22 protein-coding genes are annotated in these 21,788 nt (G+C 37.7%); 17 read left to right on the top strand and 5 right to left on the bottom strand.

Translation table 11 applies throughout. The features are described 5' to 3' along the window. Positions 1–13 precede the first annotated feature (13 nt). Both H6G69_RS07700 and H6G69_RS07695 read right to left on the bottom strand, forming a co-directional pair. Positions 14–313: a hypothetical protein gene (locus H6G69_RS07700; RefSeq protein ID WP_190684123.1), complete on the bottom strand. Its 300-nt coding sequence runs from the start codon at positions 311–313 to the stop codon at positions 14–16. Positions 314–370: 57 nt separating this feature from the next. Further along, positions 371–892: a Spy/CpxP family protein refolding chaperone gene (locus H6G69_RS07695; protein WP_190684120.1), complete on the bottom strand. Its 522-nt coding sequence runs from the start codon at positions 890–892 to the stop codon at positions 371–373. A gap of 220 nt (positions 893–1,112) precedes the next feature. On the opposite strand from H6G69_RS07695, the gene H6G69_RS07690 reads away from it, so the two are divergent. Beyond that, on the top strand, positions 1,113–2,318 hold the full coding sequence (locus H6G69_RS07690) for a sensor histidine kinase (RefSeq protein ID WP_190684117.1): 1,206 nt from the start codon (positions 1,113–1,115) through the stop codon (positions 2,316–2,318). Continuing rightward, positions 2,315–2,977: a response regulator transcription factor gene (locus tag H6G69_RS07685; RefSeq protein WP_190684113.1), complete on the top strand. Its 663-nt coding sequence runs from the start codon at positions 2,315–2,317 to the stop codon at positions 2,975–2,977. Before H6G69_RS07690 ends, H6G69_RS07685 begins: the two co-directional genes overlap by 4 nt. A 24-nt stretch (positions 2,978–3,001) precedes the next feature. Here the strand turns inward: H6G69_RS07685 and H6G69_RS07680 are convergent, their stop codons facing one another. Continuing rightward, positions 3,002–3,433 carry a nucleoside deaminase gene (locus tag H6G69_RS07680; RefSeq protein WP_190684110.1) on the bottom strand — a complete coding sequence of 144 codons (432 nt, stop codon included), beginning with the start codon at positions 3,431–3,433 and terminating at the stop codon, positions 3,002–3,004. 90 nt (positions 3,434–3,523) lie between these two features. Between H6G69_RS07680 and H6G69_RS07675 the strand changes: the two genes are divergently transcribed. The 8 genes from H6G69_RS07675 (at position 3,524) to H6G69_RS07640 (ending at position 10,756) form a co-directional block, all read left to right on the top strand. Then, on the top strand, positions 3,524–4,315 hold the full coding sequence (locus H6G69_RS07675; protein WP_190684108.1) for an ion transporter: 792 nt from the start codon (positions 3,524–3,526) through the stop codon (positions 4,313–4,315). Between the two features lie 100 nt (positions 4,316–4,415). Continuing rightward, positions 4,416–5,483, top strand: a complete 1,068-nt coding sequence (locus H6G69_RS07670; RefSeq protein ID WP_190684105.1) for a TIGR04222 domain-containing membrane protein — start codon at positions 4,416–4,418, stop codon at positions 5,481–5,483. Positions 5,484–5,605: 122 nt separating this feature from the next. Continuing rightward, complete coding sequence (locus H6G69_RS07665) at positions 5,606–6,553, top strand: TIGR04222 domain-containing membrane protein (RefSeq protein WP_190684102.1); 948 nt, start codon at positions 5,606–5,608, stop codon at positions 6,551–6,553. 121 nt (positions 6,554–6,674) lie between these two features. Then, entirely contained in the window at positions 6,675–6,842 is a 168-nt protein-coding gene (locus tag H6G69_RS07660; protein ID WP_190684099.1) for a hypothetical protein, read from the top strand. A gap of 4 nt (positions 6,843–6,846) precedes the next feature. After that, entirely contained in the window at positions 6,847–7,686 is an 840-nt protein-coding gene (locus H6G69_RS07655) for a DUF692 domain-containing protein (protein WP_242072002.1), read from the top strand. 251 nt (positions 7,687–7,937) lie between these two features. Continuing rightward, entirely contained in the window at positions 7,938–8,513 is a 576-nt protein-coding gene (locus H6G69_RS07650; RefSeq protein WP_190684095.1) for a hypothetical protein, read from the top strand. Between the two features lie 131 nt (positions 8,514–8,644). Next, positions 8,645–10,357 (top strand): DUF1565 domain-containing protein, encoded by a 1,713-nt coding sequence (locus tag H6G69_RS07645; protein ID WP_190684093.1) that lies wholly within the window; start codon positions 8,645–8,647, stop codon positions 10,355–10,357. 159 nt (positions 10,358–10,516) lie between these two features. Beyond that, positions 10,517–10,756, top strand: a complete 240-nt coding sequence (locus tag H6G69_RS07640; RefSeq protein ID WP_190684090.1) for a DUF6737 family protein — start codon at positions 10,517–10,519, stop codon at positions 10,754–10,756. Positions 10,757–10,777: 21 nt separating this feature from the next. On the opposite strand, the gene H6G69_RS07635 is transcribed toward H6G69_RS07640, so the two are convergent. Together H6G69_RS07635 and mrdA are read right to left on the bottom strand one after the other, a co-directional pair. Then, on the bottom strand, positions 10,778–11,335 hold the full coding sequence (locus H6G69_RS07635; RefSeq protein ID WP_190684088.1) for an adenylate kinase: 558 nt from the start codon (positions 11,333–11,335) through the stop codon (positions 10,778–10,780). Between the two features lie 105 nt (positions 11,336–11,440). Continuing rightward, entirely contained in the window at positions 11,441–13,285 is a 1,845-nt protein-coding gene (gene mrdA / locus H6G69_RS07630) for a penicillin-binding protein 2 (protein ID WP_190684085.1), read from the bottom strand. 291 nt (positions 13,286–13,576) lie between these two features. Here mrdA and H6G69_RS07625 point away from each other — a divergent pair, with 291 nt between their 5' ends. The 7 genes from H6G69_RS07625 (at position 13,577) to H6G69_RS07595 (ending at position 21,709) form a co-directional block, all read left to right on the top strand. Continuing rightward, positions 13,577–14,707 carry an ABC transporter ATP-binding protein gene (locus H6G69_RS07625; RefSeq protein ID WP_190684082.1) on the top strand — a complete coding sequence of 377 codons (1,131 nt, stop codon included), beginning with the start codon at positions 13,577–13,579 and terminating at the stop codon, positions 14,705–14,707. A gap of 39 nt (positions 14,708–14,746) precedes the next feature. Continuing rightward, positions 14,747–15,829: a PotD/PotF family extracellular solute-binding protein gene (locus H6G69_RS07620; RefSeq protein ID WP_190684081.1), complete on the top strand. Its 1,083-nt coding sequence runs from the start codon at positions 14,747–14,749 to the stop codon at positions 15,827–15,829. Positions 15,830–15,865: 36 nt separating this feature from the next. Beyond that, complete coding sequence (locus tag H6G69_RS07615) at positions 15,866–16,765, top strand: ABC transporter permease (protein ID WP_190684078.1); 900 nt, start codon at positions 15,866–15,868, stop codon at positions 16,763–16,765. Positions 16,766–16,767: 2 nt separating this feature from the next. After that, complete coding sequence (locus tag H6G69_RS07610; RefSeq protein ID WP_190684076.1) at positions 16,768–17,544, top strand: hypothetical protein; 777 nt, start codon at positions 16,768–16,770, stop codon at positions 17,542–17,544. Between the two features lie 433 nt (positions 17,545–17,977). After that, the gene (locus H6G69_RS07605) at positions 17,978–18,973 is read left to right on the top strand and encodes a glycosyltransferase (protein ID WP_190684073.1); all 996 of its coding nucleotides are present in this window, start codon (positions 17,978–17,980) and stop codon (positions 18,971–18,973) included. Between the two features lie 7 nt (positions 18,974–18,980). Further along, the gene (locus tag H6G69_RS07600) at positions 18,981–21,314 is read left to right on the top strand and encodes a hypothetical protein (RefSeq protein ID WP_190684070.1); all 2,334 of its coding nucleotides are present in this window, start codon (positions 18,981–18,983) and stop codon (positions 21,312–21,314) included. Between the two features lie 26 nt (positions 21,315–21,340). Continuing rightward, entirely contained in the window at positions 21,341–21,709 is a 369-nt protein-coding gene (locus H6G69_RS07595; RefSeq protein WP_190684067.1) for an EamA family transporter, read from the top strand. Positions 21,710–21,788: the final 79 nt, after the last annotated feature.

Here is a 21,788-nt window from a genome sequence, read left to right as displayed (position 1 = left end):
ATGGCTGAAATAACTAGTTGTGCTTATAACGGTAAATCGTGCGAGAAAGACGATTTTTTTGCTGGTTTAAGCGTCTTCTTTCTTGATTATTTAGATGGACACTACTATGAATATCTCTTTTTCTTGCAGCTTCTAGTAATGCTTCTCGCCGTTCTAATGTGCGTAATTCAGCGCGGTTAATTGAGCCGTTCTGCACACCGTGATCAATGCGTTGTTGCTGATTAACTTCAAGGTGATGAATTTCACCAGCAGAAGCTACTGTAGGTAAGAAAATAGCAACAGCACATAAAGCGACATAGGTAAAGCGGCTCATAAAATTAACCTTCTAGTTAGATTTTTGCTGTAATCTTCAAGGTGGAATTAACTAAATTTAGCGATCGCGTTGTTGACGACGCTGTTGAGCATTTTGACGTAACTGCTGAAGTTTAGCTTTTTGTTCAGAAGTTAAAACTGCTTCGATTTGTTGTTTAGAAGACTCACGAATTTGCCGGATTTGGGTTTTTTGTGCTTCTGTTAAATTTAACCCGGCAAAATCTTTGCCTGGACGACCTGTACGTTCGCCTGGTTGTCTTTGCTGACCTTGATTAGCTTGTCTTTGAGCGCGGCGTGCTTCAAATGCGGCTTTTAATTGGTCTTTTTGTTCTTGTGTGAGAACGCCTTCTAATTGAGAGCGGGTATTGCGTTGAATTTCTTGAATGCGAGTTTTTTGAGCATCTGTCAACCCTAATTCTGCCCAAGGGCCTTTTTTACCTTCCCAACGCTTTCCTTGTTCTTGGTTTTGCGCTAGCAGTAAATGTGAATTTGATAAAGTTTGCGCTTTCACCGCGAAGGAGGTTGTAGTTAAAGTCAGAGCAACTGCACCAGCGATCAAAGATAATGATTTAAGTTTCATTTGTTACCTTGTTTTTCGTTCCTGTTGAGGATGTCATCATCATAGGAATTTACTCTTAATAATCACATGAGCATAAAGTCACGTTTACACCATGACTTTAGTCATGCTTGATTTGATGATTATTTAAGTCAAAATAAATTGTAAAAAGGAACTTATGCTGACCCTAATAATTAAGCATCACTCAAATAATTTAATCTAAATTCTCAAGCCTAAAATTCCTATGAGTAGCCCGATAAATATTAAGAATCATCCATTTCGATTTCTCTTATATTTAGAATGGATTTTATTAGCACTTGCGATTATATCCTCGGCATTACCTGAGCCTTTCTCTAAATTTGTCAGTAAATTTCCGGAACTGACGATTGTTTGCTTGATTATTTTTGGTTTAATGGGTTTAAGATTACCTACAAGTAACCAGCGCAATAAGATAATTTATACAGCTATTGAAATTTTACTTTTATTTATTACTGGTATTTTTGGTGGTAGGGCGGCGCGATTATTTCCGTTTTTGTATTTGATATTAGTAACTCGTAGTTGTTTGATTTTTAAGTTGCCTGGACGTTTAGTGGTGACAGGGTTATCTTTTACTTTATTTTTAGTCACTTTAAATGCTCGCTTACCGCATTCTTTACCTCCACAAGCCCAAGATAGATTTCGATTTTTTACTTTTAATACGGCGTTGTTATTTGGCTTGAGTTTGGTGTTCGTTTTATTATTAATGAATACAGTTTTAGCTGAACGCCAAAGCCGCGAAAAACTAGCGATCGCCAATGAAAAATTACGGCAATATGCGTTGCGAATTGAAAATCAAGCTACATTAGAAGAACGCAACCGCATAGCACGAGAAATTCATGATTCTTTAGGGCATTCTTTAACTGCTTTAAATCTGCAATTAGAAACTGCTTTAAAATTATGGCAGTCTAATCCACCGAAAGCGCAAACATTTTTAGCTAGAGCAAAAGAGCTTGGTTCTAAAGCTTTAAAAGATGTTCGTCAATCAGTTTCAACTATGCGAGCTAATCCTTTACAAGATAAGAGTTTAGCTGAAGCGATCGCACTGCTGTTAGAGGATTTTCAACGGACTAATGGGATTTTACCAATGTCTTTGATTAATCTGGAAAATGCCCCACCGATAGAAATTAATATTGCAGTTTATCGGATTGTGCAGGAATCGTTGACTAATATATCAAAATATGCACAAGCAACTGAAGTTATACTAGAGTTAGCAACTAATAAAACTAGTTTATATTTAATGATTCAAGATAATGGTAGAGGTTTTGATATTCAGCAAAATACTACGGGATTTGGCTTACAAAGTATGCGCGATCGCACATTAGCTTTGGGTGGCGAATTTAATATTAACACTACTGCTGGATGTGGTTGTCAAATTATCGTGGAACTTCCTTTACCGAGGTTTGTAAAATGATTAAAGTTTTATTAGTAGATGACCAAAGTTTAATTAGACAAGGTTTAAAAGCATTATTAGAATTAGAAACAGATTTAGAAATTATTGGCGAAGCTGAAAATGGCAACATAGCTGTGAATTTAGTTGCAGAATTTCAGCCAGATGTGGTTTTAATGGATATCAGAATGCCAATTATGGATGGGGTAGCAGCTACTAAAGAAATTGTCCAACGTTTTGCTAATACAAAAATTTTAGTGCTGACGACTTTTGATGATGATGAATATGTAAAAGCAGCTTTACAAAATGGGGCAATGGGCTATTTACTTAAAGATACACCTTCAGAAGAATTAGCTGTAGCTATTCGCGCTGTGCATAAAGGTTATACTCAACTAGGGCCAGGCATTGTGAAAAAGCTATTAAATCAATTTTCTCACAATCGCCAAGTGCAAGTACAACCTGTACCGCCTAATTTAGCAGAACTCACACCTAGAGAAAAAGAAGTTTTAAAGTTAATTGCTACAGGTGCTAGCAACCGCGAAATCGCTCAGGAATTATATATTTCCGAAGGGACAGTGAAAAATCACGTCACGAATATTTTGAATCGCTTAAGTTTGCGCGATCGCACTCAGGCTGCTATTATTGCTAATACGTTTTTATCTCATTTAACTGAGTCTGATTAAAAACTCAATTTACTAGGAAATAATTTAACTTTTATCAAACAAAGCCAAACATTCATCTTTTAAAATACCTTTAGTTACTGTGATATTTCTAAAAGACTTGGCAATAATTTCTTCACAAGAAATCTGAATCTGCGATTGATGAATTGAAATTAAATCTTGAATGGAAACAGCATAGATAATTTCTGATATACCTGTCCAAACACACGCTGTCGCACACATCGGACAAGGTTCACAAGTTGCATATATTTTGTACCCCTCTAAAGAAGGATTTTTGAGCTTATTTGCTAAATTACGAATAGCATTGATTTCTGCATGAGCGGATGGATCACTATCTCGCTGCACTGTATTGTATGCGACTTCCACAACTTCGTCATCTTTGACAATTGCTGCACCGTAAGGCCAATCACCTTTTTTTGCAGCTTCTAGGGCTAACCGCATAAAATGTTCTTGGTTCATTGTCGTTATCCTGATCTAAACATCATGCTCATTAATATTTTAATTTTATAGATTATGAGATATAAGTAAAGGCGTTAAAGGTCGAAAAATATGTTGTTGAGTAGAGAAAAAACAGAATTTTATTTAAAAGACCTGGAAACACCCACAGGTAAAGTTATTAACCTCACGATTGCCGCATTAGTTTTAATTTCATCAGCCATTTTTGTAGCCCAAACCTATAATCTTCCTGATAGTTTAAGATGGCAGTTAGATGCTGTTGATAATACAATTTTGATTATTTTTGCGGTAGAATATTTACTGCGTTTTTGGAGTGCAGAAAATAAAGTTAAATATATTTTTAGCTTTTATGCAATTATTGATTTAATGGCAATTTTGCCATTTTTTCTGGGCGTAGTAGATATCAGTTTTATTCGTCTGTTGAGATGGTTTCGGATTTTAAGATTAATTAGATTTATTGACAAAAGATTTTTATTTGCCAGTATCAGTACGGAAGATGGTTTAATTTTTGTACGGATATTATTTACATTATTTGCAATTATTTTTGTTTTTTCAGGGTTAATTTATCAAGTAGAACATCCAGTTAACCCGCAAATTTACACTACATTTTTGGATGCGTTTTATTTTTCTGTTGTGACGATGACGACTGTTGGGTTTGGAGATGTCACACCAATTTCCGAAGCAGGAAGATTGTTGACAGTATTGATGATTTTAACAGGTGTAACCTTAATTCCTTGGCAAGTGGGAGATTTAATTAAGCGTTTGGTAAAAAATGCTAATCAAGTAGAAACGGTGTGTTCCGGCTGTGGTTTAGCTTTTCATGATTTAGATGCAGCTTTTTGTAAAAGATGTGGGACGAAATTGAGAATTAAAAGTGGCGAGTAGAAATTAAATTATTCTAAATTTTCCGTAAAAATATTGTCTGTAATTGTAGCGGTTGCTGAATAGACTCAATTCTGAACTTATCAGGAGTTGAATATTAGCAATGGATAAGTTATTACTAGCAATTATAGCGATGTTGGTTTTCGTGACCGTTCCTAACCCATTGAGTAACCCCATTGCGAATATGTATGGGCCAAACTTTTTGGTGTTTTATGGCTGTATAGTTGCTGTAACTATATTTAATGCCTATTGGAATGTCCAGCGTGACACAACGGCAAAGTTACCTTTACCATTAATTCCCACTCATCCAGATCCTTATAAGATTGCATATTTACGTGGCGGAGAAGATGAAGTTATCCGTTTGGCTATATTTAATTTGCTTCAGGATGGTTATTTGCAAATCGAGCGCGGTACGATAGAGCGATCGCCTACTCAATCTAACTCTGATAATTTATCTACCATTGAGCGTAAAGTATTTGAGCATTTTTCAGTTCCCCAAACAGCTAGTCAAATCTTTCTTTCCTCTCTTCCAGCTAAAATTAGTTCCTGCTGCAAAGTCTACGAACAATCACTACTTAACGAGCAGCTTCTATCGCCACCAACAGCAATAGAAACTGCAAGACAAATCAAGAAACTAGGAAGTTTAATTATTGTCGGTTTAGGTGGTTATAAACTTGGCGTAGCTTTGTTTAAAGGATATACCAATGTTGGGTTTCTCATCATGATGGGAATAGTCTCATTCGCCATAATTCAATTTATCTGTTATCCACCACGCCTAACTCAACTTGGAAAAGCTTACTTAAAGCAACTCCAGCAAAGTTTTGCACAACTCAAACGCAAAATTTCTCAACCTGTATCAGATTATCCCGATGGTACAGAATTTAATATATTGTTGCCTGTGGCTATTTTTGGTACAGGCGTTTTATATGGAACTTCACACGCTAAATTAGCTCAATATTTCACCTCACCACCTGGACAATATACAACTGCAAGCATAGATAGTAGTGGTGGCGGAAGTTCTTGCAGTGGCGGAAGTTCTTGCGGTGGTGGAAGTTCTTGCAGTAGTGGGAGTTCTTGCAGTAGTGGGAGTTCTTGCAGTAGTGGAAGTTCTTGCAGTAGTGGGAGTTCTTGCGGTGGTGGCGGTGGCTGTGGTGGCTGTGGTGGTGGCTAAAACTGAGTGTGATATAATACTGTGCAGAGTTAAAAAAGCGAGATGAATTAAACAACCGCTACCAAAATTTTGACAATTAATTGTTCCTAACTTTAGGCATTTCCCAACAAGGAGTAAAAGTAATGGATACATTACTGCACAATTTCGTTGCAGATATGTATGGGCCGAACTTTCTGCTATTGTATGGTGTTGTTATCATCGCAACTTTGTTATTGTGTGGAGGATTAGTCCAAGATCCGACGAAAAATCAGCCTTTACCCTTAATTCCGGCTGAACCAGATCCTTACGAAGTCGCTTACTTGCGTTCTCAAGCAACCGGAATTGCCCATTTAGTATTATTCAACTTGATTCAGCAGGGTTATTTGCAACTCAGCAAACAGACTATCAGTCAAGCCTCTAACCATCCTGACATATCAAATTTACAACCAGTCGAACGGCAAGTTTTGGAGAAAATTTCTGAACCTACTACAGCTAAAACATCTTTGTGGTTAGCGACTGAGTGCGTACAGTTATTCTGCAAGGCTTATCAAGAAAAGTTGGATGATGAACAACTGCTGTATGGTGCGAAGTGGCAAGAATGGAATATTAACGTCGGCTTAGTTGGCGCGATGTTAATTTTTGGCTTGGGTGGCTATAAGCTGCTGATAGCTTTGGGTAAGGGACACCATAACGTTGGTTTCTTGATAATTATGGGTGTGTCGTCCATTATCTATCTGTTGTGGTATGTGAGTCAGCACAAGTTTCTCAGCCATCTGGGAAAAAGGTATCTGCAACAACTTCAAACCACTTTCAAGCAACTGCGCGAAACTTCTATCGTCAATAACAACTTACTGGTATTAGCACTATTTGGTGTTGAATCTTTTGCTGGAACTGCCTACAATGCTTACTATAAAGCATTCTTACCATCGGCTTATTCTACGACAAGTAGCCGCAGTAGTTCGTCTAGTAGTTCTTGCAGTAGTGGTAGTTCCTGCGGTGGTGGTAGCAGTTCATGTAGTAGTGGGAGTTCTTGCGGTAGTTCTTGTGGTGGTGGTGGTTGCGGCGGCTGTGGTGGCGGTTGTGGCGGTTAGAGATAGAACTTAATTTATCGAACCACAGAGGCGCAGAGGACACGGAGAAATAAGAGTTAGGGAGGAATGAGAGTTTAAGAGAGTTGTTGCGTAGGCTGTCTGAAAAATTGAGATGTAGAGAATGTTAACTAAACCTGTACCAAGCACAGTTATAAAATCGCTAATACTCAAGTTACTGATTATCTTACTGGTAATGTGTGTAGTGGTGGCGATCGCAAAAATCATCACAGACATGAATAACGTTGATTTTCTGCGTTTCTGTGGTTGTGGCGGTTGTGGTGGAGACTAGAAAAATGATGTTATCTCAACTTCCTACTTTGGGTGTCGGGTTGGGTTTTCGAGAACCATTCAAAAGTGATTTGTTTCTCAACCGTCCACAAGTGGACTTTTTGGAAATTGTGGCGGAACATTATCTTGATGCACCAGTACAAAAACAACAAGAATTAGAAATACTGGCTGCACATTTCCCGATAATTCCCCACGCCATTAATTTGTCGCTGGGTAGTGCGGAAGGTTTAGACACAGATTATTTACGCAAACTTGCAACCTTAATTAAACAACTTAACCCTCCTTGGTGGAGTGAACATATTTGTTTTACTAAAGCTGGTGGTGTGGATATTGGGCATTTATCACCCTTACCTTACACCAAAGAGGCGGTAGATATACTCTGTCGCAATATTGCCGAAGTGCGACGCTTTGTTGATGTGCCGTTAATTTTGGAAAATATTACCTATATGGTAAAACTTCCTGGTGCAGAGATGACCGAAGCGCAGTTTTTGGCGGAAGTGGTAGAACGTGCTGACTGTGGGTTGCTGTTGGATGTGACGAATTTACATACTAATGCGGTAAATTATGGTTATGATGTCCAAGATTTTCTCAATGATTTACCTTGGGAAGGTGTTGTACAGTTGCATTTCGTCGGCGGACATTGGCACGATGGTGTATTAATTGATAGTCATTCCCAGTCAACCCCTGCGGAAGTTTGGCAAATAATGGCGGAAGTTGTAGCCCGCATTTCTGTGAAAGGGATAGTGTTAGAACGGGATGAAAATTTACCTCCGTTTACAGAAATAGTCCAAGAATTGCAGACAGCACGAAAGATTATGAATACATATAGTGCGCCTGGCGACTGAAGTCGCGGCTACACAGACAAAACCCGCCTGCGCGGGTTATCGATACTGAACCTTGCTAAAAGGCATAAATTCATCACGCATTTATGCAACGTCAACAGAATTAGGACTTACGCAAAAACTCTCTCAAACTCTCATTTCTCCGTGAACTCTGCGCCTCTGTGGTAGCCTGCGGCAAGCCCTTCGGGTTCAGCAGGGTAGGACATGAAGGTAAGAGAGTTTGAGAGTTGACAGCTTATTAGGAGTTATCAAAGATGGGGTTAGCACAAACCCAGCAAGTTTTAGCCCAGCTTTACACCAATACTGAATTTCGAGGGCGTTTTTTTGCCAACCCGCAAGCTGTGGGTGTGGAGTTTGGTTTGAGTGATGATGAAGTGCAACAGTTAGCTGAAGTTTCATCACAGGAAGTCAATATATTTGCCAATTCTCTCAAGTGGAAGCGGTTAGGGGAAATACGAGAACTGTTACCCAGAACTGCTAAGGTTTTGGGCAAAAATTTTAATACTTTGTTTTGGCGATATGCGGAAACCTATTTACCCACGGGAATAAAAAAACATCGGGATGATGCGATCGCTTTTGCTAACTTTATGATTAAGGTGGCTCAATATGAAAACTTAGAACCTGCTTGGATAGGTGATTTAGTCAGGTATGAACAAACTTGGCTGTTAACTTATGAACCAGGGATTTGTTTAAAATTTTGTTGGTTGCGTTACGCCATCCATCGTGATTTTACTGCAAAATCAACTTTAGCAATCTGGTGGCGTTGGTCGGGGCGATCGCAATTGCGCCATTTAATTTTGTCAGCACCAAAAATAGGCAATGCTGAATAGGCAAGTGTTTGCCGCTTTTTCTGGAATGTAGTGGCTGAAATTGGTAGTCAATGTTGCAAATTTTAGCGATCGCTAGCCATTGTTATGGTTAGCGTTAGTACTATGACTATGTATATTTTGGCCATATAAATATGCCTCAAAAATTTTACGTAAATCCTTTAACAGGTAATAGTAACAATTCTGGTAGCCAACAAGCCCCTTTTAAAACCATTACACAAGCCCTCAAGGTGGCTACACCCGACACGACAATTCAACTAGCAGATGGGAATTACAGTGTTGGTAGTGGTGAAACGTTCCCGTTAACAATTCCATCGGGCGTGACAATTGTTGGTAACGAAGCTAACAAAGGTAGTAACGTTGTCATTGAAGGTAGTGGTGAATTCCTCAGTCGGACTTTTGCTAAACAAAACGTCACTTTTGTTATGCAAGATAACGCCCAATTGCGGGGAGTGACGGTAACAAACCCAGCTTCTCGCGGTAGTGGTGTCTGGGCAGAATCAACTACTCCTACCATTGCCAACTGCACCTTCAAAAGTTGTAAGCGTGAAGGAATATTTGCCACAGGCGATGCTAACCCAACAATTCAAGGTAATGTATTTACAGAAAATGCCGCCAATGGAATTGCGATCGCTAAAAATTCCCAAGGTCAAATTCAAGATAACGCCTGCTTTAAAACAGGTTTTGGCATTGCAATTAGTGATACCGCATCACCCACCCTCACCAATAACAAATTTACCGAAAACCGTTCTGGTATAGTAGTTTCTGGCAGCGCTCGCCCAGTATTACGCAACAACCTGAGTGAAAATAATACCGATGATGGTTTAACTGTGATTGCCACAGCTTTACCGGATATTGGTAGCACAACTACACCTGGTGGTAATATTTTCCGCAATAACGGCAAATTTGACTTACAAAATGTCAGTTCTAACAAGCTGATTTCTGTAGGCAATCAAATAGACCCCAATAAAGTCAGTGGCAGTATTGAGTTTGCCAGTACCCCAGCACCTACTCCCACGCCTAGCCCAACACCAACGCCAACGCCAACACCGACACCGACACCAACACCAATACCAACACCCACACCAATACCAACACCCACACCAACACCCACACCAGTACCTATCCCAACGCCAACACCGACACCAACACCAACACCAATACCCACACCAACCCCTGACCCCGATCCTGACCCTGTACCTGAACCGACACCAACACCAGTACCTACACCCACACCAACCCCAACACCCACACCCAGTGCTGTAGACTTAACCGATATTGGTAATCATTGGGCAGCAGCTTTTATTCGAGAACTAGTCAGACAAGGGATAATTAACGGTTTTCCAGACCGCACCTTTAAACCGGATGCAACCATGACACGGGCGCAGTATGCAGCACTAGTTGTGAAAGCATTCAGCCCTGCACCTAATCGCGCTGCAACTATATTTAAAGATGTATCACCCAGCTTTTGGGCATCAAAAGTCATTCAACAGGCTTATCAAGGTTTGTTCCTCTCTGGTTTTCCTGATAATACTTTCCGCCCCAACCAAAATATTCAGCGTGTGCAAGTTATAGTTTCTCTTGTGAATGGTTTAGGGCTAGGTATATCTGGTAACGTAGCCAACGCGATCAAAATTTTTGATGACCAAGCAAAAATTCCCGACTATGCCAAAGATGAGGTAGCTAAAGCCATAGACAAGAAAATCATTGTCAACCATCCTAACTTAAAGCAACTAAACCCCACCCGCGATGCTACACGCGCTGAGGTAGCAGTGATGGTTTATCAAGCTTTGGTTGACGCTGGCCGTGTAGCGGCGATTGATTCACCTTATATTGTCAATGCTTGACTTGTAAACTGATTAGCCATTCCACCTGCACCAGATGTAGAGACGCGACGGCAGTCGCTACAACGGAGGTTCCCTCCGCAACGCGCTGCCTCAATTTTCGCGTCTCTAATCCTTATAAAATACATACAAAAAGAAAATTTCTAGCCTGTTTACTGCTATATGTCTGAACAAAAGCCCTTAAATCCTTGGAAGTACAAACCTTGGTGGTGTCAACCTTGGTCTATTATCCTCACATCTGTAATTTTAATCAGTGGTAGCTGGTTACTATTTCAAATTATTTGGTTAACAATTCTTGTGGCTATTCCTGTACTTATTTGGATGGGATTTTTTGTATTTATTTGGCCACAACTGATGATTCGCAGTGGAATTTTAGAATCTTATCAAAGAGAAAATTCCTAAAAGGTTTTCTGGGGTAAATCATCATTGCAAACCTGAAGCTGATGCACGGTTATTCAACTTAATATCTTTTTCAATTGATTCAAAAAATTGCGAAATATCTTTAGTGGAGCTAATATGATAAACATTTTTGGTACTTTTAACCTGCTCAATATATTCACGATATCTTGGGGTTAAATATTTGTGACATAACCAAAGTACGCGGTAGCTAGTTAGGGAACTCTTTAATATTGGGCTGTTTTGCGGCCAGCCTTCTGGTGGTTTTAAGTATCCTGTAATGAATCGTTTAGTTACCCACCATCCATGCACATATAAAGGTAAATCAATAAAAATTAGAGTATCTGCCTCGTTCAGTCGCGGCCAGAGGGTTTCCATAGAACCAAACCCGTCAATAATCCATCGGTCAGCAGTTAAAATTTGCTGATGGGCGTGCTGATATTCTTCATCCGAAACTTGAACGCCTCCTGGTTGATATTGAATTTTGTCTAAGACATGAAGTGGTAAACCAGTCAGTTCGGATAATCTTTTACTGAGAGTTGATTTTCCGCCTCCAGCATTGCCGAACACCGCTACTTTTTTCATTGTCACTCTCCTGTGAGTGTGAGTGTAATTATTTCACCTCGTAGGCTATATGGATTTATAAAACCAGCAATACGCATTCAAAGGATTGCTGGTTTGGTTGATATTCTATCTACTATCATCGCCACCACTGGCGTTTTGAGAGTTTGCTGATTCTGATTTTTGGTACTTACCTGGATACTTGTGCTGAAAATACGTTTCTAAGACTTGTAATACCATTGGGCCGCAAACTGTACCACCATGATCACCGGAATTTTCACCAAAGGCGACAACGGTAATTTCGGGGCGATCGCTAGGCGCATAGGCTCCAAACCAAGTATGATTAGGCCGACCCACACCAGCTTCGGCTGTCCCACTCTTACCGGATGCTGGGGCAATTGTGGGTAGATTTAAGCGTTTACCTGTCCCTTCGGTTATTACCTTCCGCAGTCCGTCACGCAGAACGCTGATAGTTGTTGATTTCATATTTAAAGATTCGCGCCAGCTTTTAGCGTCTTCGTTATCTTTTAGCAAATGTGGCTTCACGCGATATCCACCATTGGCAGGGACAGAAAACATAATTGCTGATTGCATTGGTGTTACTTGCAAAGCACCTTGACCAATTGACATATTAATTGTGTCGCCAACAGTCCAGGGTATTTTCCAGGCTTTTCGTTTCCAAGCATCATCAGGAACCAAACCTCGTGATTCTTCACGGGCAAACTCTATCCCAGTTTTTTGACCAAACCCATACTTCCGCGCCCATTCAATTAACGCGGGGCCGCCGACACCCTTACCTATTTGATAAAAGAATGTATCACTACTCATGGCGATCGCGCGTGCAAATCCCAATGACCCAAACCCAGCGTGATTCCATTCGCCAAAAGTGACGCCCCCAAAGGTGAGCGAACCGTAGGTTTGTAGGACTGTATCGGGTGAAAATCTCCCAGTTTCTAACCCAGCAGTTGTAGTGATAATTTTAAAGGTACTGGCAGGAGGAAAGGCACTCAAAGCCCGGTTAACTAGGGGATGGTCTTGACCTTGAACACTTTCCCAATCTTGTTGTGAGAGTTTTTGCTTAGAAAAAATGTTGGGGTCGAAACCTGGATGAGACACCATCGCCAAAACTGCACCATTGCGAGGATCGAGGGCGACTATTGCCCCATGATATTTACCTAAAGCATTGTCAGCAGCTTTTTGCAGTTCTAAGTCTATAGTGAGGTGCAAATCTTTACCAGATTTTGCTTCTTTGCTACCTAAAATCCGGATGGGACGACCTGCACCATCTACTTCTACTTGCTGACCTCCCCATTCACCCCGGAGTGTAGTTTCATAAGCTTTTTCAATTCCCATCTGACCAATAACATCACCCAGACGGTAGCCTTCTTTTTGCTTTTCTTTTAACTGGTCTGGTGTCAGTTCGCGTGTATAACCGAGTACATGGGCTAGTTCTTTGCCATGTGGGTAAAAACGTACTGCATCTGTGTTAATTTCTACGTCTTTGAGTTCGCTTTCATACTCTTTTAAGGCTGTAATTTGGGCATCGCTGACATCACGGGCAATCCGAATGAGGGAAGCAGAATTCGCACCTGCTGCTTCTAATTTCTTTTCCATTTCATCTTCTGAGATGCCGAGAATTTTTGATAACCGCGGCCCTACTACTGACCAAGAAGGTTTAGTATGGGCCATTGGCCACAAATATACGGAATGGGGATAGCGTGTGGTGGCTAATAACTTACCATTACGGTCAAAAATGTTACCGCGTTCTGGCTGCTTCAGAATTGTGCGGACACGGTTTGATTCTGCCCGCTTTCTTAGTTGTGGCCCTTCCACGATTTGTAAATATGCTAGTCGTCCTTCAATACCTGCGATCGCCAATAGGGTAAATGCAATTAAAAATATTGATTGGATACCGCGTCCGACACTTCGTGTATCCCTTCTACTGTTAGGTAAGGATGATGGAAATAAAGACATAAGTCAAACAATTTTAGGTTTTAGATTTTAGATTGATTGGGCAGATAAATCTAGGGGGTTGCAGTATCAAAAGACTACTGCTCATATATTTAAGTAAAAATTCGGAAATGACAATTATGGGTTTAGGATGCCCAAAATTTACTTTAGTATTCACCTTGTAAAAATCACAACGGATATTCCTAATCTTGGGATTTTGGCGGATACAATAAACCAAAGTGTTATTTAAGTCTGCTTAATGGGCTAATTTCACTCTCAATAATCAGGCAAAATCACGGCATTCTACTGAGGATTATGGCTCAATCTGTTGCCCAGAATCAAAGAGGAATTACCTCTTTTCAGCCGCTTGATGTGGAACTGCGTCATGTGTTTAAGTTTTTTAAACAAGAACCAGCAGTACACGGAATAGATTTAGATGTTCGCCGAGGCGAATTCTTTAGTATTTTAGGCCCCTCTGGTTGTGGCAAGACGACAACATTACGATTAATTGCTGGGTTTGAAACAGCTGACGCGGGTAAGGTCTTGATTCAAGGTCAATCTATGACTAATGTTCCGCCTTATCGCCGACCTGTCAATACTGTATTTCAAAGTTATGCGCTGTTTAACCATTTGAATGTTTGGGATAACATCGCTTTTGGATTGCGGTTACAAAAAAAATTACGCAAATCAGAAATTGAAAATCGGGTGGCAGATGCTTTAAAACTAGTGAAAATGGAAAGTTTGCGATCGCGTTTTCCCAGTCAACTTTCTGGTGGTCAACAGCAACGTGTAGCTTTAGCTAGGGCTTTGGTCAATCATCCGGCTGTGGTGCTTTTAGATGAACCTTTAGCTGCTTTGGATTTAAAGCTACGTAAAGAAATGCAAGTAGAATTAGCAAATCTACATAAAAAGTTAGGTCTGACTTTTATTTTAGTAACTCACGACCAAGAAGAAGCATTATCTTTAAGCGATCGCATTGCCGTGATGAATCAAGGCAAAATTGAACAAATTGGTACACCCAGCGAAATTTACGAACGTCCACAAACAGCTTTTGTGGCTGATTTTATTGGTGATACTAATTTATTTAGTGGAGAAATTGCTGCGGTAGAAGCTGATTGTATCCAAGTCTTGACTAAAACCGGACTGAAAATTGTTGTGACTCGCACTGAATACACACCCACAGAATTGTCTCAGCCAGTAGTTGTCAGTGTGCGTCCTGAAAAAATTCAACTATCTCTCTATCCTCCCAATTTACCAACTAACTCGTTTGAAGGGCGACTAGTTAATGTCATGTATTTAGGAACTCATATCACCTACGTTGTGGAATTGACCAATGGAATAAATATTAACGTTTTGCAGCCGAATACATTTGGAAATTTGCCAGACCAAGACACCCCAATTTATGTTTTATGGGCAGAAAGTGATTGTTTAGCTATTGGTCAGTAGGCAAAATTACTAATCTAAATTAGCAGTGATAAATGACCAATGAGAAATAGAAGAAAATTTTTACAAACTTTGACTGCGTTTTCTAGTTTATCTTTAGCTGGTTGTGGCTGGAAATTAGCAAATGTGAGGGCTGCGGCTAAATCTAGCCATAGTGACAAACTATATATTTATACTTGGACGCAATATTCCGATAAAAAACTATTACAAATTTTTACTACGCAAACAGGGTTACAAGTGCTGGTAGACCCTTATGATTCTAATGAAGTAATGCTAGCGAAACTATTAGCTGGAGGTGGTGGTGCATACAGCATAATTTATCCTTCTGATTACATGGTACAGAAGATGGTAGAAAAAGATTTATTAACAAAATTAGACCATACTCGCCTGAATGGCTTAGAGAATTTATTACCCCAGTTTAAAAACCCGAGTTATGACCCTAATAATAATCATAGTTTACCATTTAATTGGGGAACTACAGGCTTAATTTACAATTCAGAAGTTATTCAAAAAGCCCCTGAAGATTGGGATTACCTTTGGCAAAATCAAGGGGTACTCCATAATCGGATGACGTTGCTAAATGATGTCCGCGAAGTGATGGGTGCTGTATTAAGAATGTTGGGCTATTCGTATAACTCCAAAGATGAAGATCAACTAAAACAAGCATATAAAAAATTACAGGAATTAAAACCTGCGATCGCATCTTTTGATACTGATGCTTGGCAAAATCAAATTCTGGCTGGAGACTTAGTATTATCTATGTGTTACTCAGCCGATGCTATCCGAGTCATTAAAGAAAATCCTAAGTTTAAATATGTGATTCCTCGGAGTGGTTCTTCTTTATGGACTGATACAATTGTTGTGCCGAAAAGCGCGCCAAACTTAGAGGGGGCTTACGCTTGGATTAACTTTAGCTTACAACCAGAAGTTGCCGCCATGACTAGCCAAAATTTAAATATTTCTACTCCCAATAGTGCCGGGTTTGAACTATTGCCCAAAATAATAAAAGATAATAAAAATTTATTTCCCGAACAAAGACTTTTAGAAAAGTGTGAACGAATTACTCCTCTAGGTGATTTTGAAGAAGTTTATGAACGATATTGGACTCAATTAACTAGTAGTTAACCAATTAATAATTAATCAAATAAATATCTATAAAATATGACTTCTATTAATTCTCCTGAAGATATTCCTAATTTAGAAAAACTCAATCGCCCTGCATTTCACTTAATCCAACCATTAATATTACTGGCTCCTGCGGGAATTTGGTTATTACTATTATTAGTATTACCAACCTTAATAATTTTTCAGTTGAGTTTAGTCCCGAACATTCGCCCAGGCGATATTGTCAATCCTAGTGGATTAGCTAATTATATTCGGATATTTAACCCACTGTATGGACAAGTAATTTTGCGCTCTTTATGGTTAGCTATGGGTACAACTATCATTTGTTTATTATTAGGTTTTCCTGTAGCTTACTGGATAGCACAGATGGCTCCCAAACAATGGCGAAATTTACTTGTATTAGGCTTTGTCTTACCTTTGTGGACTTCTTCGCTACTGCGTTCTTATGCGTGGATTACGATTTTACGTCCCACAGGTTTATTAAATACTATTTTAAGTAAATTAGGCTTACCAACTTTAGGATTATTGAATAGCATTCCGGCTGTATTAATTGGGATGAGTTACAGCCTATTACCTTATATGGTGTTAATTTTATATGCGTCTTTAGAAAAACTAGACAAGCGCTTATTAGAAGCCGCAGCCGATTTAGGTGCAAATCCCACACAAGCTTTTTGGAAAGTTACAGTACCTCAAGTTTTACCAGGAATTACTGCTGCTTCCATGCTAGTTTTCATTACTGGCTTGGGAGATTTCGTTGATCCAGAACTTTTAGGTGGTGCTTCGAGTATGACAGCAGCACGCCTAGTTTACAACCAGTTTCTTGGCGTTACCCAAAATTGGGGGTTTGGTTCAGCCTTGAGTATGACATTAATTTTAGCAGTGAGTGTGGCGATCGCTCTCGCAATTAAATTTGGTGAAGCCACACCAAATAGATAGCAATGCTGCAAACAAAATTAATGAGCTATATGAATGATAAAAAACTCAGCCATGCCCAATATTACACTTATGAGGCAAGAACTAAAAATGTAGAATGGTTGCATCGCACTATTGAGTTATTACATCAACAACCAGAACTTAGTGCATATGAAGACACAGAAGAATCATTTACAAATGAGACAATAGAAGTAGCGAAAAAATTACTTGAATTAATAGACACTAAACAACCAAACTCACAAGATATTAGCGAGTTATATCACTTATTAAAATTTTATAAAGGTGTACGTAACTATGATTGGGATCACATTTGTAGTTATGTTGAAAAATGGCACTGGGCTACTAATATCTGGGACAGTTTTGCAGGAATGCTGGAATTAGATGTATGGAAAACACCAAAATTTAATCTTTATTCTATTTCTACAGTATTAATAGCAGAAGGTAAATTTATTCGCCAGTCTTCTAGTGTTGGCAGTTACGGTCATTTATGTTTACAGTTGGAGCCGAAACCCGATAATAAAAACATTCAAATTATCTGGCAAATTAATGATGAAAGAACTATTACATCTGATTATATCCCAGTAATTTTTGAAGGGATTATTGATGGCATATTTGACTATTTCCATAAATCAAATATTGCCCTAGCTGCCATGAAAATTATTATCAATAATGGCAGTTATCATGAAGTTGATTCTAGAGAGATTGATTACCGCATAGCAGCAAACATAGCTTTGCGTAATGCTTTGAAAAATGCTGAACTATCTCCTCTCAAGTTTTTGTAAAAATGGATAATTTTATTATTAATAATTGTTGATTTTTATATATAAATTTTATTTAAGTTATCAAAGTTGATAATCTTAGCAACCTGACTTTTCAAATAAGTCAGGTTGCTGATTATTAGGAATTTATGTAGGTTAATTAGTTACAAATCTAGAAACTTACTATAAAACATATAGCTATCTCCACTTAAGATAGCTCAAAGTTCAGGAATTATACAGTAGTCTATACACTCCTAGCAAAGATAGGATAGCTCTCATCTTGTATTTGTTACTTGATGAGTATTTAGCATTAGTTAATATTTACCCTCATTCCTATTTTAAAACGGATTCAAGATATTGCAATTTTAAAAAAACTGCATCAACAGTCAATTTTATTCATTCACATTTTTTTCTCTTGCAATGAGATTTAGGCACATAAACTCATGTAAAAAAATATATGAAAAATTTCCAAAAATATGAAACTGAATTTATTGTCATACTAATACCTGTTTTCAATGATTGGTATTCTTTAGGAATTTTATTAGAACATTTGGATTATGTACTTTTTGACGCAGCAATTAAATGTGAAATATTAGTGATAGATGATGCTTCAACTATCCCTGCCCATGAAAAATTTATAACTACCAATTTTCAATCTATCAAAAAAATTAGTTGCTTGAAACTCAAGCGAAATTTAGGTCATCAAAGAGCCATTACTATAGGTTTAGCTTATACAGAAGCCTACATTTATTGTCCAGCAGTTTTAGTAATGGATGGGGATGGAGAAGATGCTCCCAAAGATGTTATAAAGCTCATCGAAAAATGTAATGACGAAGAATATCAAAAAATAGTTTTTGCTTGTAGAACTCAACGTTCGGAAAGTTTTTTATTTAGAACGTTTTATTTTATTTATAAATTACTTTATAAAATATTAACAGGCCAAACTATCAGCATAGGAAATTTTAGTCTTATTCCCTACAAATTATTATCCAGAATAGTTGTTATCTCAGAAATATGGAATCATTATTCCTCTGGTATTTTAAAAGCTAAACTACCTTGGGTAAAAATTCCTTGCAAGCGCGGCTCACGCTTATCAGGAAAGTCAAAAATGAATTTTATCTCTTTAGTAATCCACGGACTCAGTGCAATTTCAGTTTACGGAGATATCATTGGTGTAAGGCTTTTAATTGCTACTTTAGTACTAATGTTATGCAGTTTTATATTAATTAGTATTGTCATATTAATTAGATTAGCTATTCCTAACTGGGCCCCTTATGTAGCAGGATTATCTTTTATCATTCTTTTACAATCTATGAATATATCTATCTGTTTTGTATTTCTAGTTCTTAATGGCAGAAATAATTTTAATTTCCTACCACACAGAGATTATCATTATTTTGTTTTAGGCTTAGAAGAAATATTTCCCAATAAAAATATTGAATTCAACAAGTAATTTAATTATGTTTTATCAAAAATATAGAATTAATAATTATATTTTAATCCTAGCTTTTTTATGTGTCCTTTTAGCTTTTAGTTTCTTGATTGTTAAAGATTTTGCACACCCATTGATTGGTTTTGGTGATACAGAGCAATGGGAATATGCTGGATTTTATCTAAGACACAATATCAAATTTACACCATTTCCTCAGCTAGATTTAGTTAACAATCAAGCATTTTATCCTTACGGTACTAATCAAGTTTTTCAGCCTTGGTCAATTGAAAGAGATATTTTTTATGCTATTTTTTCCTCTATTCTTGGACTTGGCCCGTGGCTAAAAATATACTATCTTTTAAGTGTATTAATAACAGGTGTTGGCAGTTTTGCTCTACTTATTAAAGATTATGGTTTTGTGCGTGCTAGTGGTGCTGCATTCATAATTCCTTTTTTTAGTTTTTATGCAATTCATAAGTATCCTGAACATCTTAGCTATTCAGTAATTCATTGGACTGTCCTTAACGTAATTGCTGATTTTTTGATCCTAAAAAGAATAGCTTTAGGAGGTGATGTCTCTTTAAAATTGCTTTTAATAAGAGCTTGTCTGCTGAGTTTATCTCTAGGACAAGAGTTAGGTTATATAGCTGGCTGTGCCTTAATGTCATTTACAATTTCTAATATTTTTGCTGTTATTTTGATAAGCTATAAATTTTTGATTCAAAAAAATATTACTTTAATAAAGTTATTTAAAACCATACTTCAAAAGTATAAAAGTGAACTCTATTCAAATATAAATATATATTCATTTTTATTATGCTTATTATTGGTAATAACTTTTATTAATTTTCCTTTAGCTTTTCAAATTGCTAGAGAAGCAAAAAGTTTTGATTTTACTAATATTCCTAGTGGGGCTTGGTGGGCTGATCCGCAAAGAATTTTAATTCCTTTCTTTCCCTTTTACCATCCCGGAAAAATTTCTGTAGAGGTATTGTTTAACGACTTTCCAGAAGGTTTAGGTGCTGGTAGTCCAGGCTGGTTTTTACTAACTATTGCATCTATTGGCTTATGGCAAGGGCGCAAACAAATAATTATTTATATACCGCTATTAATCATTTTTTGGCTTTGTATATTTTATCATCCAACTTATTTTCCCACATTGAAGATGTTTCCTTGGTTTGCTTTTAGCCGTGTCCAAGGGCGTTTTACTATTCTCTATCCAGTTATACTTTGTCTTCTGGGATTAAATATCAATTTAAGTAATTTACAAATATATATTAGGCGATTAGTTATAACAGTTTTAGTGATTTTGGCTTGTACTGAAATTTATACTGCTTATTCACTTTATTCGGATAATACCAACAAGAAGCCTGTTTATTTTTGGGATAATAATTTTTTGGCATATATGAAATATGTCAAAGCTCAACCAGGAGAAGCAATTTTAGATTGGCCATTTTGTGCTGTAGGAGGTAATGGAGTCGGTACTTCTAATCTTTGCCGCTATTATGGAAAGAATGGTTCAATTTCTACCCTAAGAAGGTTTCATGAGAAAAAAGTTTTGGGACATTATTTTGGTCGCTTACATCCTTCGCAATTAAAACCATATTTAGATGCTGGCTGGGATAAGCTTTTTGCACCTGATAATGAAAATATTATGTTAGCTAGTCATCAAACCCGTTGTTTTAATGCTGATGAATGGAATTTTTTTACTGATTTTTTTAAACTGAATGACTTTGCAGGTATTAATCTTTATGTAGATTTTTTCTCTCAAGATTGCGTTCAGGAATTTTATACTCGTTTTGGCCAGCCAGTGATAGAAACAAAAGTTCCTAGTGCTGGACTGGTAAAATTTATTCCTAAACCTGCTAATTTAAAAAATCAAGTTAATTTAAATTTAGGTCGCACTCTTAAGTTTGAACCGTATTTAGATTTATCTCAAGCTGACTTGTTAAAGTTTCAAGTACCTTATGGTTTAAACCTAACTGGACTTAATCAAGGACACCTGACAAATAATTCTGCTAATTCATGGCGCTGGGGTTTAGTTCCAGAAACTGAACTGAGATTTAAGTTGCACGATTCTAAGTTACTTACTTTAAATTTTACGTTGATGAATCCACTGCAAGGACAAGATTTATTGATAGAAATCAATGGGGCTACAGTAGAAAAGATAAATGATATCAACAAAGATATTAAGATTGAAAGTAAAATTGAGTTTAAGAGTCTTACAGGGGTGAATACAATAGTTTTTAAATATAAGTATTGGCCTGACCAAAAAGTTACTTTTTCCCCAGGTGATAAACGCAGTTTTGCTGTAAAATTTCTGCACCTTGCCCTGGAAGAGAAATCCTCGAAAGCAAATTAAAATTCGGAATTAATAAGGATACATTCGTGTCTATCCAAGAATTCAGTTTACTGTTGATGTCTGTTTTTAGTAGTGTAGCAGGGCAGTTTTTTTTGAAAGCAGGCGCACTGAAACTAGGCAAAGTAACTATAAGTAATACTGTTAGTCATATCTTCAGTATCATGACGATTCCTGAACTTTTAATAGGATTGGCTTGCTATGCTTTAGGTGCTGTGGCTTATATACTTTTGCTAACTAGAGTTAACCTGAGTGTGGCTGGCCCGTCTATCTCATTAGTGTATGTTTTCTCGATGTTACTGGGTTATTTCTTATTTAAAGAAACAATTCCTGTCACTCGTCTTGTAGGTTTGAGTTTAATAATTGCTGGTGTAATTTTAGTAGTTTGGCAAAAGTAAGTTGATTTTGTGTTAGTTGTAGGTTTGAATAATGCACAAGCTTAATAAGAACCTAACCGCAAAGTACGCAAAGTACGCA

The sequence above is a fragment of the Nostoc sp. FACHB-110 genome (genome assembly GCF_014697425.1).
In the GTDB taxonomy this organism is placed as follows: domain Bacteria; phylum Cyanobacteriota; class Cyanobacteriia; order Cyanobacteriales; family Nostocaceae; genus Nostoc_B.
The sequence above is the reverse complement of the archived record's forward strand: the minus strand, read 5'-3'. Positions and strand labels throughout refer to the sequence as shown.

What these genes read in the sequence shown, in the direction of transcription:
- H6G69_RS07700 (WP_190684123.1), bottom strand. Translation starts at nt 313, where the DNA reads ATGAGCCGCTTTACCTATGTCGCTTTATGTGCTGTTGCTATTTTCTTA.
- H6G69_RS07695 (WP_190684120.1), bottom strand. Translation starts at nt 892, where the DNA reads ATGAAACTTAAATCATTATCTTTGATCGCTGGTGCAGTTGCTCTGACT.
- H6G69_RS07690 (WP_190684117.1), top strand. Translation starts at nt 1,113, where the DNA reads ATGAGTAGCCCGATAAATATTAAGAATCATCCATTTCGATTTCTCTTA.
- H6G69_RS07685 (WP_190684113.1), top strand. Translation starts at nt 2,315, where the DNA reads ATGATTAAAGTTTTATTAGTAGATGACCAAAGTTTAATTAGACAAGGT.
- H6G69_RS07680 (WP_190684110.1), bottom strand. Translation starts at nt 3,433, where the DNA reads ATGAACCAAGAACATTTTATGCGGTTAGCCCTAGAAGCTGCAAAAAAA.
- H6G69_RS07675 (WP_190684108.1), top strand. Translation starts at nt 3,524, where the DNA reads ATGTTGTTGAGTAGAGAAAAAACAGAATTTTATTTAAAAGACCTGGAA.
- H6G69_RS07670 (WP_190684105.1), top strand. Translation starts at nt 4,416, where the DNA reads ATGGATAAGTTATTACTAGCAATTATAGCGATGTTGGTTTTCGTGACC.
- H6G69_RS07665 (WP_190684102.1), top strand. Translation starts at nt 5,606, where the DNA reads ATGGATACATTACTGCACAATTTCGTTGCAGATATGTATGGGCCGAAC.
- H6G69_RS07660 (WP_190684099.1), top strand. Translation starts at nt 6,675, where the DNA reads ATGTTAACTAAACCTGTACCAAGCACAGTTATAAAATCGCTAATACTC.
- H6G69_RS07655 (WP_242072002.1), top strand. Translation starts at nt 6,847, where the DNA reads ATGATGTTATCTCAACTTCCTACTTTGGGTGTCGGGTTGGGTTTTCGA.
- H6G69_RS07650 (WP_190684095.1), top strand. Translation starts at nt 7,938, where the DNA reads ATGGGGTTAGCACAAACCCAGCAAGTTTTAGCCCAGCTTTACACCAAT.
- H6G69_RS07645 (WP_190684093.1), top strand. Translation starts at nt 8,645, where the DNA reads ATGCCTCAAAAATTTTACGTAAATCCTTTAACAGGTAATAGTAACAAT.
- H6G69_RS07640 (WP_190684090.1), top strand. Translation starts at nt 10,517, where the DNA reads ATGTCTGAACAAAAGCCCTTAAATCCTTGGAAGTACAAACCTTGGTGG.
- H6G69_RS07635 (WP_190684088.1), bottom strand. Translation starts at nt 11,335, where the DNA reads ATGAAAAAAGTAGCGGTGTTCGGCAATGCTGGAGGCGGAAAATCAACT.
- mrdA (WP_190684085.1), bottom strand. Translation starts at nt 13,285, where the DNA reads ATGTCTTTATTTCCATCATCCTTACCTAACAGTAGAAGGGATACACGA.
- H6G69_RS07625 (WP_190684082.1), top strand. Translation starts at nt 13,577, where the DNA reads ATGGCTCAATCTGTTGCCCAGAATCAAAGAGGAATTACCTCTTTTCAG.
- H6G69_RS07620 (WP_190684081.1), top strand. Translation starts at nt 14,747, where the DNA reads ATGAGAAATAGAAGAAAATTTTTACAAACTTTGACTGCGTTTTCTAGT.
- H6G69_RS07615 (WP_190684078.1), top strand. Translation starts at nt 15,866, where the DNA reads ATGACTTCTATTAATTCTCCTGAAGATATTCCTAATTTAGAAAAACTC.
- H6G69_RS07610 (WP_190684076.1), top strand. Translation starts at nt 16,768, where the DNA reads ATGCTGCAAACAAAATTAATGAGCTATATGAATGATAAAAAACTCAGC.
- H6G69_RS07605 (WP_190684073.1), top strand. Translation starts at nt 17,978, where the DNA reads ATGAAAAATTTCCAAAAATATGAAACTGAATTTATTGTCATACTAATA.
- H6G69_RS07600 (WP_190684070.1), top strand. Translation starts at nt 18,981, where the DNA reads ATGTTTTATCAAAAATATAGAATTAATAATTATATTTTAATCCTAGCT.